Genomic DNA, 16,829 nt, shown 5'->3' on the forward strand with positions numbered 1-16,829 from the left:
GGTTTACCGGGGCATCGGGCATGTTCGCCTCAAAGACTGATTTGGATTGCAGCTCAACTCAAATATTGTCGCTTTCCGTTGACGTCCGTCGAGACTCGCCGCCCTTGTCCATCAAGCCCCATTTCCAACCGCTGATGTCCGGCAGATCATCACCATACTTCTCGATGTACTGTCTGTGTTCGATCAGCTTCTCGTGAATAGCCTGCTTGAAGTAAGCGGCGCGGGCGCCCAGTTGCGGCAGGCGATCGATTACGTCCTCCACCAGATGGAAACGATCGAGGTCGTTCAACACCACCATATCGAAGGGAGTAGAGGTCGTGCCTTCTTCCTTGTAGCCGCGGACGTGCAGGTTGTCGTGGTTGGTTCGGCGATAGGTCAGCCGGTGGATTAGCCAGGGATAGCCGTGGAAGGCAAAGATGATGGGCTTATTCTTGGTAAACAGCGCATCGAAATCGCGACCCGGCAAGCCATGCGGATGTTCTTCCGGCGGCTGCAGCTTCATCAGATTCACCACGTTGACCACCCGCACCTTTAATTCCGGTAAGTGCTCGCGGATCAACGCCACTGCAGCCAGCGTCTCCAGGGTCGGGACATCGCCGCAACACGCCATCACCACGTCGGGCTCGCTGCCCTTGTCGTTGCTGGCCCACTCCCAAATGCCAAGACCTTGAGTGCAGTGCTTGACGGCTTGGTCTATCGTCAGCCATTGCGGCGCGGGTTGCTTGCCGGCGACCACGACATTGACATAGTTGCGACTGCGCAGGCAGTGATCGGTCACCGCCAGGAGGGTGTTGGCATCGGGCGGCAAATAGATCCGGATCACTTCCGCTTTCTTATTGGCGACATGATCGAGGAATCCCGGGTCCTGATGGCTGAAGCCATTGTGGTCCTGGCGCCAGACGTGCGAGCTGAGGAAGTAGTTAAGCGATGCGATTGATCGGCGCCAGGGAATCTCGTGGCAGACCTTCAGCCACTTGGCGTGCTGGTTGAACATCGAGTCGATGATGTGGATGAAGGCTTCATAGCAGGAGAAGAAGCCATGCCGGCCGGTTAATAGATAGCCCTCCAGCCAGCCTTGGCACTGATGTTCGCTGAGCACCTCCATCACGCGGCCATCTGGCGCCAAATGGTCGTCCTCCGGGTAGATTTCGGCCATGTAACATCGGTTGGTAACCTCCAACACGTCCTGCCAACGATTGGAGTTGTTTTCATCCGGGCTGAACAGGCGGAAATTGTTGCTTTCCAAATTCAATTTCATCACATCCCGGAGAAACTTGCCCATCAGCCGTGCCGACTCGACCGTGGTTGCGCCTGGGCTGGGCACCGCCACTGCATAGTCCCGGAAGTCTGGCATCTTAAGGTCGCGCAACTTCAAACCGCCATTGGCGTGCGGATTGTCGCTCATTCGGCGATGCCCCATCGGAGCCAGCGATGCCAGTTTGGAATTGAACCGGCCATCTGCATCGAACAGGTCGTCAGGCCGGTAGCTCTTCATCCACTTTTCAAGAATCCGGATGTGCGCCGGCTTGTCCATGTCGCCCATGGGAACCTGGTGGGCGCGCCAATAGTCTTCACACTTCTTGCCGTCGATTTCCGGCGGGCAAGTCCAACCCTTCGGCGTGCGGAAGACGATCATCGGCCAAGCCGGGCGTTTCAGGTTGCCGTTGTTTCGGGCATCAGCCCAGATTTGTTTGATTTCCGCCACTGCGGTGTCCAGCGCGTCAGCCAACTGCTGGTGGACGTCCTCCGGGTCGTGTCCCTCGACGAAGTAAGGCGTATAGCCCATGCCCTCGAAAAACTTTTGCAATTCGTCCTTCGGAATGCGCGCTAAGAAGCACGGGTTGGCGATCTTGTACCCGTTGAGGTGAAGAATGGGCAGCACGCAGCCATCGCGGGCCGGATTCAGGAATTTGTTTCCATGCCAGCCGGTCGCGAGAGGCCCGGTCTCGGCTTCGCCGTCGCCAACGACACAGGCGACGATCAGGTCCGGGTTGTCGAAGGCCGCACCAAAGGCGTGGCTCAAGGCGTAACCGAGTTCCCCGCCCTCATGAATGCTGCCGGGCGTCTCCGGGGCAACGTGACTGGGAATGCCACCGGGAAAGCTGAACTGCTTGAACAGTCTCTTCATACCCTCCGCGTCTTGGCTGATATTTGGGTATACCTCGCTGTAGGTACCTTCCAGATAGGCGTGAGCAACCAGGGCAGGGCCGCCGTGTCCCGGTCCGATGATGTAGATCATGTTGAGGTCGTCGCGTTTGATGACCCGGTTTAGGTGGACATAGAGCATGTTCAGACCGGGCGTCGTGCCCCAGTGGCCGAGCAGGCGAGGCTTGATGTGCTCGCGTTTCAGCGGCTCCTTCAACAATGGGTTGTCGAGAAGATAGATCTGGCCAACCGACAGATAGTTGGATGCCCGCCAGCAGGCGTCCATCGCCTGTAATTCGTCAGTCGAGAGGGCGCTAACGGCCGCCGCCGAAATTTCGCCAGAACGACCTTTCTTTTTCGTTGCGGTCTTAATCGATGCCATCGTTCGCTCCTCTTCCAGAATGGGATCGGTCGCGTTGACACGGTCTTGGCAAGCCGCAGTTACTGCGCAGTTGGCATGGATATGAGCACGATGAACCGATACGGCTTATCCGAGGCCGACTTGGACGCTAGTATAGACCAAAATGGGCAAGGATGCTCGCGATTTCGCCTGGCGTTCTGACCTTGGCGGGACCGCGGGTGTCGTCACAAATCTGCCATCACCGGCACCGCATAGTTCTCATTGACCCGCCGCGGTGCTAATCAGGCCGAGCCTACTATCAGAGGGGATCGTGCTGGGAAAAGCTCCTTCTAGGCTGGATCAGCCACTCCACAAGTGTTTGCAGAGGAGACGTCATGATCGCTCGCAGAAGTCAGATCGCCGGCGGCGACTTTGCCAACCCGTTCTCCCCCTTTGCTCCGGCGCTCAACTATCTTGTCGATGCGGCACAGCGGAGCGTTCTGTTCTGGGATGTCATGGGGAAGCGCGCCAACCAGTATCACGAGCATCTGGCCAAGGAGGCGCCGCACGTCCTGAATTACGAGACCGAGGTGGTGATGGACGGGCGCACGCTCGACCGGCCCGTCAACTATGCTCTGGTCCGCATCATTCCGCCGGCGGGCGCCACTGTCAGTCAAGACCGCCGTCCATTCGTCGTCGTTGATCCTCGCGCTGGACATGGTCCGGGGATCGGAGGCTTCAAGGCAGACAGCGAGATAGGCGTCGCTTTCAAGGCCGGGCATCCCTGTTATTTCGTAGGCTTCCTGCCAGAACCCGTGCCCGGACAGACGATCGAAGATATTGCGCTGGCGGAGGCGATCTTCCTTGAAAAAGTGATCGCGCTGCATCCGCAGGCCGATGGCAAGCCCTGCGTGATTGGGAACTGCCAGGCGGGTTGGGCGATGATGATGCTCGCGGCCCTGCGTCCCGAACTCTTCGGAACGATCATCCTAGCCGGCTCTCCGCTCTCCTACTGGGCCGGAGTGCATGGCAAGAATCCGATGCGCTACTCTGGCGGACTGTTGGGCGGCAGCTGGCTCACGGCGCTGACAAGCGATCTTGGCGCGGGCAAGTTCGATGGCGCATGGCTGGTGCAGAATTTCGAGAACCAAAATCCGGCCAACACGCTTTGGAGCAAGCAATACAATCTGTATTCCAAGATCGACACCGAAGCGCCTCGATATCTGGGTTTCGAGCGATGGTGGGGTGGTCATGTCAATCTGAACGCTGAAGAAATCCAGTTCATCGTTGACGAACTTTTTATCGGGAACAACCTCGCGGCCGGCCGCATCAAAACGTCCGACGGGGCCACGATTGACCTGCGCAACATTCAGGCCCCGATCGTCGTGTTCTGTTCAAAGGGAGACAACATCACACCGCCGCAGCAGGCGCTCGGGTGGATCCTCGATCTCTACGACGACGTGGGCGAGATCCGCTCGCACGGACAGACGATCGTCTACACGGTTCACGAAACCGTCGGTCATTTGGGAATCTTCGTTTCGGCGGGCGTTGCCCGCAAGGAGCACGGGGAGTTCTCCAGCAACATCGATCTCATCGATGTGCTGCCGCCCGGATTATACGAAGCGGTGTTTGAGGAAAAGACTGACGAGACTGCGGGATCCGACATCGTCATCGGTGATTGGGTGATGCGTTGCGAAGCGCGGACACTCGATGACATACGGTCCCTGGGTGGGAATGATACGGCAGACGAACGCCGGTTCGCCACGGCGGCCAGAGTATCCGAGATCAACCTTGCCCAATATCGGACGTTTGCCCAGCCGTTCGTTCGCGCCTTTATGCCGGAGGCGGCGGCCGATCAACTGCGGCAGTTCCACCCGCTTCGACTTCAGTACGAAATTTTCTCGGATACGAATCCTCTGATGACTTGGGTCAACGCATTGGCCGATCACGTTCGGGACGATCGCAAACCCATCGCGGCCGAGAATCCCTTCGTCGCTCTGGAGCAGACCGTATCCAGGCAGATTGAAACGGGCCTCGACGCGTGGCGCGTCATGACCGAAGCGTTGGCAGAGGCTACATTTCTGTCGGTCTATGGATCGCCGGCTCTACAGGCTGCGGTCGGCATAGATCCCGCGGATTATGGTCCGCAAAGGAGGGCCGGAAAAACCCACCTCCATTGGCAAGTCCTGCAATCCCGGATCGAGGAACTGCGGTCGCGCATTTCTTCGGGCGGCCTTCGCGAATGCATGGCGCGAGCCCTGCTTTATGTCGGCGCGGCGCGTGGCGGCGCTGACGAGCGGGGATTCGCTGCCATTCGCCGCCTGCGCGCTATGAAGGACGGCGGCCTGCGGATGACGCTGGCCGAGTTCAAGGCTCTCATACGTGAGCAATTTCTGATGCTGCTCATGGATCAGGAGGCAACGCTTAAGGCTATCCCCAATCTGCTGCCTGCGGACGAGGACGCACGCCGCCAGGGCCTCGCCGCGCTCCACGAGGTGCTCAGTGCACGCGGTGACATGTCCGGGGAGGCGGCGGAGCGGTGGCAGCGAATTATCGGCCTGTTCGGCATCGACGCGGAGGCGGCCGTTTCCGAACTGTCGGGCAAAGCGATCAAGCCAGCCCGATTGGTCAAGGTATCCTAGCGACGGGGGAAGCCCTCAAAGGACTGTCTCGGAGGACACGCTTTTGGTCCAGATTGACTCAGACAAAGCCGAAACTGCTCACGAAAAATACGAGCGCTTGATTGCGCGCGCGAAGCTTGTGCCGGCAACGAAGACCATCGTCGTGCACCCTTGCGACGAGACTTCATTGCGTGGCGCTGTTGAGGCAGCCGACGAAAGCCTGATCGTACCGATCCTGGTGGGACCATGCCGCAAAATCCGCGCGGTGGCGGAGGAACACAGTCTCGACATCGGTCGTTTCCAGCTTGTCGACATGGCGCACAGCGATGCCGCGGCCGCGAAGGGTGTTGAACTGATCCAGGAGGCGAAGGGAGAGCTACTGATGAAGGGCAGCCTCCACACCGATGAGTTGATGCGGGCCGTCACCGCGTCCGCAACGGGGTTGCGCACGGCGCGGCGGATCAGCCATGTGTTTGTGATGGATGTGCCAGCCTATGCCGAGACATTGTTCATCACCGATGCGGCGATCAATATCTTTCCCGATCTCGACGCCAAGCGCGACATCATCCAGAACGCCATCGATCTCTTCACTCAGGTCGGTCTCGGCGAGCCGCGTGTCGCTATACTTTCCGCCGTGGAAACCGTCACCTCGAAAATACCGTCAACCATCGAGGCCGCGGCGCTGTGCAAGATGGCCGATCGCGGCCAGATCACGGGCGGCGTGCTGGATGGTCCGCTCGCCTTCGACAACGCCATTGACCCGGAGGCGGCTAGAATCAAGGGCATCCGGTCCGTCGTGGCGGGGCGCGCGCAGATCCTGGTGGTTCCCGATCTCGAAGCCGGCAACATGCTTGCCAAGAATCTAACCTTCCTTGCCAAGGCGGACGCCGCCGGCATCGTGCTCGGCGCGCGCGTCCCGATCATCCTCACATCGCGGGCTGATTCCATTCGCACGCGGCTGGCTTCCTGCGCAGTCGCAGTGCTCCTTGCCGACGCGCGCCGTCGCTCGGCAGCCTTGCCGGCAACGTAGCCATGGATGCGATCCTGGTCCTCAATGCCGGCTCCTCGAGTCTGAAGTTCCAGGTATTCGGATTTGACGGGTCGGGCGGTCTGCAAAGGCAAGTCAAGGGTCAGATCGATGGCGTCGGCACATCACCGCGACTGCTTGCCATCGGGCCTGACAAGAAGCCGTTGGTAGATCAAGCCTATTCCCCGGGCGATGTCCCGGATCTTCCCGCCGCCACAAACGTCGCGGGAACCTGGCTGCGGAAGACGCAGGGATTCAAACTCACCGCTGTCGGCCACCGCGTCGTTCATGGCGGGCCGGACTATGCTGAGCCCATACAGGTGGACGAGGACGTCCTACGAAATCTTGAACGTTACGTCCCGCTTGCTCCGCTGCACCAGCCGAATAACCTGGCGCCTATCCGCGCCCTGTTCGAGCGACGTCCGGAACTGCCGCAAGTTGCCTGCTTCGACACGGCATTCCATCGAGGCCACAGCGCGTTAGCCGACCACTATGCGATTCCTGAGCGCTTTTATGCGGAGGGGGTGCGGCGGTACGGGTTTCACGGACTGTCCTACGAGTATGTCTCCGGACGTCTGCGCGAGATTGCACCCAATATCGCGAGCGGACGTGTGATCATCGCGCACCTCGGAAGCGGCGCCTCCATGTGCGCGCTATCAGAAGGCCGCAGCGTTGAAAGCACGCTTGGATTTACGGCGCTCGACGGACTACCGATGGGAACGCGCTGCGGACAGATCGATCCGGGCGTGATCCTCTACCTCATTACGGAAAAGGGCATGACGGCGGCGCAGGTGCAGGATTTGCTGTACCGTGAATGCGGCCTGAAGGGGCTGTCTGGAATCAGCAATGACGTTCGCGACCTGCTGAAGAGCGATGATGCCTACGCCGCCTTCGCATTGGACTATTTCGTTTACCGTATCGGCCTGTACGCAGGGACGTTGGCGGCAGCGCTGGGTGGTCTCGACGCCTTCGTATTCACGGCAGGGATCGGCGAGAACTCGGCCGAGATCCGGGCGCGCATAGTCGAGAAACTTGGCTGGCTTGGCGCCGAGCTGGATCAAGCCGCCAATACAGCCGGAGAGTTAGTGATCTCGAGCGAGGCAAGCCGTATTGCGCTGTTCGCGGTCCCGACAGACGAAGAACTGATGATCGCGCGTCTCACACTGGAACTTATCGGGGCGGACAAAAAGGACGGTCTGGGCGAAAGCACGCGTATCAGTGCGGAGCGTTCGCCCTAGAACCACTACTGTCGATCGCAAAGTAAGGCTTGCCCGGCGGCAAGCCCACGGAGGAAAGGCCCGTCGCATGATTCCCGTCGCAAAAGCGCAATTGCTTGAAGGCAAGAAGGGGCTCATCGTTGGCATCGCGAATGACCAATCAATCGCGTGGGGCTGCGCCAAGGCTTTCCGCGCACTGGGTGCGGAGCTCGCTGTCACTTATCTGAATGACAAGGCGAGAAAGTACGTCGAACCGCTTGCTCAGGAGTTGGAAGCGCCGATCATGATGCCGTTGGACGTCGGTGTGCCGGGTCAGATAGAGGCGGTCTTCGAGCGCATTGAGAAAGCCTGGGGCGAACTCGATTTTCTCGTCCACTCGATCGCCTTCTCACCGAAGGATACACTCCAGGGCCGCGTGGTCGATGCGCCGCGGGAAGGTTTTCTCACGACCATGGACGTGTCTTGCTGGTCGTTCATCCGTATGGCGCATTTGGCGGAGCCGCTGATGAGACAAGGCGGCACGCTGTTCACGATGACGTACTACGGCAGCCAGATGGTAGTGGAAAACTACAACATCATGGGCGTGGCGAAAGCAGCACTTGAAAGCGCAGTGCGCTATCTGGCGGCCGAGCTCGGTCCCAAGGGTATTCGCGTGCATGCCATTTCCCCTGGGCCGCTGGCGACGCGAGCCGCTTCCGGGATCCCTGAGTTCGATGAATTGCTCGACAAAGCTAAAGCAAAGGCGCCAGCGCGCAGCCTTGTCAGCATTGACGACGTCGGCATGGCGACAGCGTTCCTTGCCCACGACGCCGCGCGCCTCATTACTGGCGAGACGCTCTACGTCGATGGTGGCTACCACATCATCGACTAGAGGCATGGTCGTCCTCGTGCACAGGGCAAGGTGGCGGATCCGGATCCGCACCGGCCGCAAGCAGCAATCCGCCGCGTTTCGTCAGGACACGAAACACGATGAGGACCAGAAGGTGGTATGCAAACGATCACGACAGTTATCCATCTGATTTTCTTTTGGTGTTGAACAGCGAACACGGTAGCGGTTCACACATCGCTTGTCGCAGCACCAGTGGGCGGCATTCGAACAAGCGCCTCAGCCAAGCCCGCGTCCGGGCCAATGGCGCGGCTGCGGCCCACGCGTGGATACGCTTTGGCAGAAGGGGGTGCGGATTCGAAGTTGCTGCGGCGCGTCGGCGCTTGGATTTTGTATGAGTTGCGCGGAGCATTGCGGCCGACAAAATTTTTCTTTGTAGGCTTCAACTTCATCGTTCTGACGACGAACCTCCTAGTCGCCGACTATGCCGTGGCCGTTAGTAATTTCATGCTCGGCACCGTCGCGGCGCTTGTCGTCGGAAAGGCCGTGATCCCCGCGAACGCGATGCCCTTCCTCAAACCCTTCGACCGGGCCCCGCTCATCCAACCAATCTTGTTCAAGACGGCGATCTATTGGATTGCGACATTCATTGCTGGCGGAGCGCTTCGTGCATTTCTGGATCGTTGAAGGGAACCGGCCGGGCGATTTCGCGACCTATCTGATCTCCGACTTCTTGTGGCAGCGCTTCAGCGCCATCTCCCTCTGGATACTCATCAGAGAGTCCGCGTCGACGTCTCCGGGATTGATCTCGCGGGATGATTTTCGACTGGTCGGCTGTTGCGCTGTTCGAGCATGCCAGCGACCTTGTCCAAGCCTGCCAGTCGACCTCTGCGTTCCTCACGCAGTAAGGGATCTTACACCGCGCCAGGAAACGGCCCGATACGGCAGGGGCGGTATGCAGCTAGTAAGATATTACTGTCGAGATCGGTGATCCACCGCTTACCTTTTGCTGACGCCGGACAATTGGCCTACGCGCGGGTTGACTGCGCGGCGATCCATTTGGCGGTGACCTGCTGGACAGCGGAGATGAAGAGGGCCGTGGTGATCCCGAACATCATCAGACCATTGGCAGCCTGAAGCGGCCCAAGCAGCCGCATCCGACCATCTAGCACGATGTCACCATAACCGAGCGAGGTGAAGGTCACGCCCGAAAAATACATCGCCGTTTCAAAGTCCTCAAATGCACCGAGCAGTTTGTAGAGCAATGCCCAAAACGCAACCTGGACGATGTTGCCGATCATGAGCACCACCATCAGAATCGAGAATTGCAGGAAAATCCCGCGCAACGGCTTTGGGCCGAGCGGTTGCTTCGAGGCCTGGGCGAAGTAACGGGCGGCGAACACCGATGCCAGCACCTGAAGTGCAAGGCATGCCAACATCGCCAGCAAGCCGAGAGCAATAACCGCGATCATGGCCGGGGATCGTCGGTTTGCGGCCTGCCCTCGATGGGGTCGTACCGCAGCCACTCCATAAGCAGTACGTAGCCAACGGCCAGGAGCACAGGCCCCACAAACAGGCCGAGAAGCCCGTCAGCGATCATGCCGCCAATCACACCAATGAGAATGACCGGCATTGGAACTTCAAGTCCGCGGCCGAGCATCAATGGCTTGAGGAAGTTGTCGCTGAGCCCCGCAATGACGGTCCAGATCGAAAAGATGATCGCCGGCGTGGTCGCTTCGGTCGCAAGAACATAGGCTATGACAGGAAGTGTTACCAGCACCGCCGGCACCTGCACGATGGCAAACAATAGCACCACGAGCGTCAAAACTCCGGCCGATGAAAGACCTATGGCGAAAAAGCCTACCCCGATCAGCAGCGACTGGATGACCGCTACGCCGACTACGCCGACCGCCACACCGCGGATCGTAGCGGCGGTCATCTCAACCAGCCGCGGGCCTTGTGCCTTGCTGCCAGTGATACGTTCCAACAGGCGACTGGCGAATTCGGTAGCGCCGTCGCTATAGGCGATGAGCACGGCAGCGACTGCGAACGAAAGTACGAAAGACAATTGACCGGCGGCTAAACCGGCCGCGAACGACGCCAGCCATGCTGCAATCCCGCTTAGCTGCTGGCCGTACTTGGCAAGCGCCGCAGGCATGTTTGTTGCCACGAGTGACCATGTCTCTGTTAGCTTTTGGCCGACCAGTGGCAGGTCTGCGAGCCGCGGAGGCGGTGGCGGCACGGTCAGGCTGCCGTCTTGCAAGCCCGAGACGAACGCAAGAATGGACGATCCAAGCGACGTCACCACCATTACCAACGGCACCAGCATCAGCGCAACGCTGACCAGCCCGATCAACATCGCTGACCAGCGATTGCCGACCCGGAGGACCAAGCGTTGGTGCAGCGGATAAAGCATCACCGCGAGGATCACCGACCAGAGCAGGATGCCAGTAAAGGGCAATATGATGCGGCTACAGGCAAAGATCAGTAAGGCCACAAGTGCGATCTGAAGCACCGCGTCGAGCATTCTCAAGAGCGACGGTGGGCGCTCAGGGATTGTCACGTTCGGGTCCATGTAGCTGCCCCCCTTCCCAGCCATCTGGATTTCCCAGGTAGCTCCGTGCTCCGCCTGACTATTTACCTGTTTCGGCCTTTCTGCAAGACGGGCGCTGGTGCCCGCGAAGACGCGAGGCCCATTGAGAAACCTGATGTAGCCTCAGCCTGCCGCGGCTGTATGGGTGGATTCCTTGGACTAGGCATCGCGTTTGTGCCCGTTGCGATGGCGACGGCTGAGGACTAAGTTGCAATTCCAACGCAGGTGCCGACGCTCGATGATATCAAGCCGTGGCGCGATGGCCGCGTGACCATAAGGGGAAACGTCATGGCGTCGGAAGCAACTGAGGCCTCTCGTGATCATGCTCCAGATGTAGTGGGCCCGCCTCAGAAAGAGAAAAACCCGCAGCGCACGGTCGCAATTACCGTGCTCCTGGTGGCTTTCCTGCTGTTTGTCGTGACGGTTTTCATGGAGCGGCGCACTCCTTCATCCTCGCAGGCGACCGTCAGTGCATATGTCGTCGGCGTAGCGCCGGAGGTTACCGGGCGGGTCATTGAAGTGGGCGTGACTGACAACAGCGCCGTGACGCCCGGCCAGATGCTGTTTCGCCTGGACCCGGAACAGTACCGGCTTGCCGTTGCGGAGGCGGAAGCACGCCTTGCAGGGGTAGGTCAGTCGATCGGCGCTTCGACTGCGGCCGTCGATGTCGCCCAGGCTCGGGTGGTGGAGGCAAAGGCAGTCCGCGTCAACGTCCAGGATCAAGCCACCCGCGCGATGGAACTTGTCAGGCGCGGTGTCTATGCCCAGGCGAAGTATGATGAGGCCGCGGCCGCGCTGGATCAGGCAGATGCAGGCGTGGATGCAGCCGAAGCCGACCTCGCGCGGGCTCAGGAGGAGCTTGGACCCGCAGGAAAGGACAATCCGCAGTTGAAGGAGGCGCTCGCGGCGCTTGAAAGCGCTCAGCTTGATCTGCTGCGCACGACGGTTTCAGCGCCGGCGGAAGGCGTGGTCACCAATCTTCAGCTTTCCGTCGGAGGCATGGTCAGCGCTGGCGAGAGTGCAATGACCTTCATCGATACCGGCACGATTTGGATCACGGCCGCGTTCAAGGAAAACAGCCTCGAGATGGTTGCCGCAGGCGACCGTGCGGAGGTGTTTTTCGATATCCTCCCCGGTCAGATTTTTGCCGCCACCGTTGAGGGCATCGGGATGGGGGTGGCTCAGGGAAGCGTCGACCCAGCGACGGGCCTGCCGAAGATTTCCACAGACACTGGATGGGTGAGAACACCGCAGAGCTTTCCCATCCGCCTGGTTCTCGACGAAGGGCGGCCCAAGGGCGTGCGGTACGGTTCGCAGGCGAATGTGGTGATCTATACCGGGGACCATCCGGTCACCAATGCCCTCGGCAGCATCTGGATCCGAGTTCTGTCGATCCTTACCTATGTCAGTTGACACGCATCTTTTGCACGAGGCGGACCGCGTTAATGTAAGGCGCAAGGGTCTGCGCATAGCGCTTGCCGTTGCGGTCGGCTTTTCCTGGTTGGTCTATTCGGGGGCTATCATCCCCTTCCTTGGGCCGTTGTTTGCGGCACAGTTTCTAATCTCCAGTTCCCGCCCTATGCCGTTGCAAAAGGCGTTGGCAGTCACGGTGCTCATTCTTGTTGTCGGAGCACTTTTGCAATTCGTAGCGGTGCTGACTGGCGACCGGCCGCCGGTTCTGCTGCTGCTGCTCGGGCTGATTTACTTTGGATGTTTCTACCAGCAGGCGAACGGCAAGGGCGGCCCCACAATCTTTCTTGTCCTGGTCATAGCGGTTATGGTGCCGCTCCTCACAATTCTGAACGAGGATCTCGGCGACACCATTCTTATGATCCTGGTTCAGAGTGTGGTGACCGGAATGCTTTTGATGTGGCTGGCCCATGTACTAATCCCGGACAGAGGTAGCCCCGCCCTTAAGGCCGCGACGGCGACGACATATCCGCATGCGGCACGCTACGCTGCCGCCAACACCGCCATACTCCTGATCGCGGTGGTTGCCTGTCTGACACGCGAAGGGCTGGCAACGGCGATTGTCATTCCGATAACAGTCGTGTCACTGCTGTCCCAATTCGACGTCGCAGCCAGCACGCGCGCGGCCTTGGGGATCGTGATAACCAATATTACTGGAGGCTTGGCCGGGTCCGTCGCATTCGGATTGCTTCAGGTATGGCCGTCCCACATTTTCCTCTTTCTATTGGTACTGCTGGCCGGGTTGGTATTTGGCGGTCGTGCTGCCATGCGTGCGCCGGCCGCCAAACTTTACGCTGGCGCCTTGACGATCTTCCTCCTCGTATTCGGAACAGGCGTGTCACCGCTTCCGGGGTCTGCCGCCGAGTCCTTTTCCACCCGGGTCACTTACATACTGGTGGCCATCGCCTATGCGATCTTCATGACAACGTTGCTTTGGCCTCGGCAGGAAGACAGTCGCGATTGAACGCTTGTCGGCGGCCGACGCGCGCCGATTGATCGGCCTCCCGCGAGCAGCCGCCGTGTACGAAACGGCGGGCCTCCTGGAGTTGTCAGTCGAGCGATCGACAATGCGGACAATAACGAAATCGCCCACTCCTGTAGGCGAACGGCCCATGGCCCGAAGTTCGATTTTGCGGGCAAACTCGGTAGAGTCCGCAATTGGCGGATATCGTTGAAAAAGTCGCCAGCTATGCCACCGGCGACGCTCGCTTAGAATATCGGTTCATGAGGACTGGAATCGCGAATCTTGATTCCAGGAGGAGCCTCATCAAGAAATGGGATTCAGCGCTTGTTTCGCCACGGATCGGACTTTTTCAACATTGGGTAATGGGCGGCGGCTCTTCGCGGAGACCGATAAGATCGGCTCCGATTTGAAGAGGAGACCGACCATGGAGTATTTTGCAGGTTTGGATATCTCAATGGAAGAGACGCATGTCTGCGTTCTCGACCGTGAGGGTGCAGTCGTTCACGAAGCGAGGACGATTTCGACGGCTGAGGCGATCTTTGCTTCGCTGGCGAAGGCGCCCAGTTGCCGACGGGTCGTGTTCGAGACCGGTCGCATGACTCCGATGCTCTACCACGGCCTGCGAGAACGCGACGTCCCTGTCGTCTGCATCGAGAGCCGCCAAGCCTAGCAGGCGCTGAAGTCGCTGGCGACCCACAAGACCGACCGCAACGATGCTCGTGGCCATCTCGCCCGCACCGGGTTCTTCAAACCGCCCCATGTGAAGTCTCTTCCGGCGCATGCCATCCGCTCATTGGTCATCGCGCGCAAGAAGCTGGTCGGCCAGCACGTCATGCTGGAGAACCAGATCCGCAGCCTCGCCGTGGTGTTCGGCGTCCGGCTACCACGGGCACTCAGCCCGGCCTTCATCGATCAGGCGCTCTGGGCCAGCGAAGGGATCGACGGACTGTCCGCCACCATGCGAGGCCTCATCGCGGCGCGAGCTGCCGTGCTTTCGGCTGTCTCGGCAATCGATACCGACATGAAGAAGATGGCCAAGGCTTCCAGCGTAGGCGGCTGATGGCCGTTCCCGGCGTCGGCAAGCTCACTGCGCTCGCCTTCGCGGCCGCCGTCGATGATCCTGAGAGCTTTCGCCGGTCTCGCGACATCGGCGCCTATCTCGGCCTGGTGCCGCGTCACTACCAGTCGGGCGAAGTGGACTACACCGGCAGCATCTCAAAGTGCGGCCACCGGCGAACGCGATCGCTGCTCTATGAAGCGGCGAACGTCATGCTGACGCGCTACAAGGGGCCGCTCAAGCTGAAGGACTGGGCGCTGGCCATCGCGGCGCGGTGCACGATGCGAGAGGCGCGCATTGCTCTGGCCCGGCGGCTTGCAATTAGCCTGCCGGTTCACTTCGTCGGCACAGCAATCCTGACAGAACCGCTGGCCGAATCGTCACTCGCTGGCGCGCTCCTGCGTTACGGGAACGGCAGCGCTCTGGCTGAATTGCATCACCTCCTCGGCGATTTCTCCGTTCAGTATCTCTTCGAACCTGTGGAGCGCGCGGGCGACGTTGGCGCCGTCCATCACCCGGTGGTCGTAAAGGATGCGGACGGTCACCGATCCGTCCTCGCCGATCGGCCCGTAATTGAGCAGCGTGGTCAGCGGCGTAAGCGGGTTGAGGGATTCGGCCCCGAGGCCCGAATAGACGGAGAACTGGAACGTGCCGAAATAGTTCGGCCTCTGCCGGGCGATGTTCAGCCCGAGCCACATCAGCGCCCTGCGGATCGGCGTCGGCACGCGGGCCATCGTCAAGGCGCGCCGGAACTCCTTGATCTCCATGACGGGGCGTGACCGCGCCGCGTGGATCGATGCATGCAGTTCGGCGATCGAGCAGCGCTCTGGTCCCTTGATGCGGCTCAAAAGTACAGCCCGCTCGCCCTCATATTCGCGCTCATGCGCGATCGAGGCGACGCTCACCGGGTATTCGTAGAATTGCGGCCAGGGAAACTTGACGTAGGCACGCCGGAACTCGGGCGTTTCCCGGGCGAGAAGCGCGTATCCCTTCACGAAGATCGCGCTCCAGGACGGTTTGGGCTGCTGCGCCATTCTGGCTGCCACGAGCGGCGCGAGATTCATGTGACGCTGCACGGTTACCCGCGGTACTCCGATCGAAAATCGCATCAGGTCGCCGACCAGGCGTCGGGGCGCCGAAATCTTTAGTGCTCGGCCTCGCATGACAGGACCTCTAGTAAATATAAGGGATTATTCTTTTGGTCCCTCCATATAGACCCGATATTGCGGGCCGAAATTCTCCAGCATCATACGCTCTTCCTTGTCCACTCGCAGGAAAAAAGGATTGCGAAGCCGACAAGCCCTGCCAGGCCCGCGACCCAGTTCGACAGCAGAAATGCCTGGCCGAGGCCCATCAGCATGAAAGAGGTGTACATCGGGTGACGGATGACGGCGTATGGCCCGGCGCAGACCAGCGCGTGCCTCTCGCGGATCTCAAGCGTGATCGACCAGTTCCGACCGAGTTCCTTGTGCGACCCTGCGAAACACCCACTGCGCCAGGGCGAAGATGATAGCCCCGAGCGCGACCGCCCACCATCTCGCCGTAAAGTCGGCTGACTCGGAGATTCCGGTCGCGACATAGAAGCCGGGCAGAATCGCCAGGCCGAAGAGAGCCGAGACAAGTCCGACGATTTCGGAAGGCGAGCGGCGATTGGTTACGACTCGCACGCGCTTGGCCCGGTGCTCGAAAGGATATCGAATCACATACCAGCCGACGATCCCGAGCACCCATACGATCTCGCCGACTGAACTCGCTTCCATGCTCAATTTAGCTCACCGGCGCCCTTTCGGCGGTATGGACGTCTTGAGGAGGCGCGGCCGCCTCGACATTCTCGATCTGCTAACGGGGGGCCGTTGCGACGGGGGCATTTCCGGATTCAACCCCCGGCGGGCCGGTATAGCCGATCGCATTCGGCCCGCCATTCATCTGTCGAAGCTTTGTGATGAAATCACGCGGCATAAGCCAGATACTTGGCGTCTTGTAGCCCATGAAGCTTGCGATGTCGGCCACGAAGGCGTTGCAATTGTAGAGCGACGCGTGCCAGAGCGGCGACTTGGCCTGCAGCTTGCGTATATATGCCACGACCCTCCTGTATTCAGGTTCGGTAAGCGGAACTGTCCAGCTCGCCGACCGGTAGGCGATTTCCAGATCGCCGTCGGTCCATCCGGTCGAGGCCGGCACCGGCGCGAGATGGCCGAGCATATAGATATTGGGATCGTTGGATTTCGGCGCGAGCCCGGCGACTTCGGCATTGATCATCTTTCCCGATTTGTCCATGCGCCCGAAAATCACGAAGGAGTGCCCGTATGTATAGGCGTAGCGGGAGCGGAACTCGATGAAGTACCGGCCTTCTGCTGAATTCACCGTGCTCGTCGGCGCCCCGGCAGCCGCTAGGGTCCGTTCATCGGACGTGAAATTCAGTTGAGGTTTATCCTGCGATTGCGATTGGCATGATGCCGCCGCGAGCGCGAACAGGGCCACGGACAGTGAACGGCCACTTACAAGCGTCATTTCATTCCCGAACTCCGAGGAGCGCAGATCAAAAGCGGGTCCTGCCCGCCACTGCTGA

General features: G+C 60.0%; 12 protein-coding genes and 2 pseudogenes. 8 read left to right on the forward strand and 6 right to left on the reverse strand.

The features are described 5' to 3' along the window. Positions 1-58 precede the first annotated feature (58 nt). Entirely contained in the window at positions 59-2,527 is a 2,469-nt protein-coding gene (locus BQ8794_RS18560; RefSeq protein ID WP_077380038.1) for a phosphoketolase family protein, read from the reverse strand. A gap of 353 nt (positions 2,528-2,880) precedes the next feature. On the opposite strand from BQ8794_RS18560, the gene BQ8794_RS18565 reads away from it, so the two are divergent. From BQ8794_RS18565 to BQ8794_RS18585, 5 genes are all read left to right on the forward strand, one after another. Then, on the forward strand, positions 2,881-5,127 hold the full coding sequence (locus BQ8794_RS18565; RefSeq protein WP_077380040.1) for a DUF3141 domain-containing protein: 2,247 nt from the start codon (positions 2,881-2,883) through the stop codon (positions 5,125-5,127). 43 nt (positions 5,128-5,170) lie between these two features. Beyond that, complete coding sequence (locus BQ8794_RS18570) at positions 5,171-6,136, forward strand: phosphate acetyltransferase (RefSeq protein ID WP_167378785.1); 966 nt, start codon at positions 5,171-5,173, stop codon at positions 6,134-6,136. A gap of 2 nt (positions 6,137-6,138) precedes the next feature. After that, complete coding sequence (locus BQ8794_RS18575) at positions 6,139-7,371, forward strand: acetate/propionate family kinase (RefSeq protein ID WP_077380042.1); 1,233 nt, start codon at positions 6,139-6,141, stop codon at positions 7,369-7,371. 67 nt (positions 7,372-7,438) lie between these two features. Next, a complete protein-coding gene (gene fabI / locus BQ8794_RS18580; RefSeq protein WP_077380044.1) occupies positions 7,439-8,221 on the forward strand; it encodes an enoyl-ACP reductase FabI in 783 nt (260 codons plus the stop codon). Between the two features lie 318 nt (positions 8,222-8,539). Continuing rightward, the gene (locus BQ8794_RS18585) at positions 8,540-8,863 is read left to right on the forward strand and encodes a hypothetical protein (RefSeq protein WP_143744610.1); all 324 of its coding nucleotides are present in this window, start codon (positions 8,540-8,542) and stop codon (positions 8,861-8,863) included. A gap of 341 nt (positions 8,864-9,204) precedes the next feature. On the opposite strand, the gene BQ8794_RS18590 is transcribed toward BQ8794_RS18585, so the two are convergent. Then, entirely contained in the window at positions 9,205-9,648 is a 444-nt protein-coding gene (locus BQ8794_RS18590; protein ID WP_077380048.1) for a potassium channel family protein, read from the reverse strand. Then, complete coding sequence (locus BQ8794_RS18595) at positions 9,645-10,751, reverse strand: AI-2E family transporter (protein ID WP_077380050.1); 1,107 nt, start codon at positions 10,749-10,751, stop codon at positions 9,645-9,647. Before BQ8794_RS18595 ends, BQ8794_RS18590 begins: the two co-directional genes overlap by 4 nt. A 306-nt stretch (positions 10,752-11,057) precedes the next feature. Here BQ8794_RS18595 and BQ8794_RS18600 point away from each other — a divergent pair, with 306 nt between their 5' ends. From BQ8794_RS18600 to BQ8794_RS18610, 3 genes and pseudogenes are all read left to right on the forward strand, one after another. Beyond that, positions 11,058-12,182, forward strand: a complete 1,125-nt coding sequence (locus tag BQ8794_RS18600) for an HlyD family secretion protein (protein ID WP_077380411.1) — start codon at positions 11,058-11,060, stop codon at positions 12,180-12,182. After that, on the forward strand, positions 12,172-13,203 hold the full coding sequence (locus BQ8794_RS18605; protein ID WP_077380052.1) for a DUF2955 domain-containing protein: 1,032 nt from the start codon (positions 12,172-12,174) through the stop codon (positions 13,201-13,203). The genes BQ8794_RS18600 and BQ8794_RS18605 overlap by 11 nt, the downstream gene beginning before the upstream one ends. Positions 13,204-13,627: 424 nt before the next feature. Then, positions 13,628-14,583 (forward strand): annotated as a pseudogene (locus tag BQ8794_RS18610) (IS110 family RNA-guided transposase); the annotation flags it as partial. Positions 14,584-14,640: 57 nt separating this feature from the next. Here BQ8794_RS18610 and BQ8794_RS18615 read toward each other — a convergent pair. The 3 genes and pseudogenes from BQ8794_RS18615 to BQ8794_RS18625 all read right to left on the reverse strand — a co-directional run bounded on the left by BQ8794_RS18615 (position 14,641) and on the right by BQ8794_RS18625 (position 16,771). Beyond that, the gene (locus BQ8794_RS18615; RefSeq protein ID WP_077380054.1) at positions 14,641-15,423 is read right to left on the reverse strand and encodes a hypothetical protein; all 783 of its coding nucleotides are present in this window, start codon (positions 15,421-15,423) and stop codon (positions 14,641-14,643) included. 10 nt (positions 15,424-15,433) lie between these two features. Then, positions 15,434-16,020 (reverse strand): annotated as a pseudogene (locus tag BQ8794_RS18620) (protein-S-isoprenylcysteine O-methyltransferase). A gap of 79 nt (positions 16,021-16,099) precedes the next feature. Further along, entirely contained in the window at positions 16,100-16,771 is a 672-nt protein-coding gene (locus tag BQ8794_RS18625; RefSeq protein ID WP_077380056.1) for a hypothetical protein, read from the reverse strand. Between the last annotated feature and the right edge of the window lie 58 nt (positions 16,772-16,829).

It is taken from the genome of Mesorhizobium prunaredense (assembly GCF_900156895.1).
GTDB classification, from domain to species: Bacteria; Pseudomonadota; Alphaproteobacteria; order Rhizobiales; family Rhizobiaceae; genus Mesorhizobium; species Mesorhizobium prunaredense.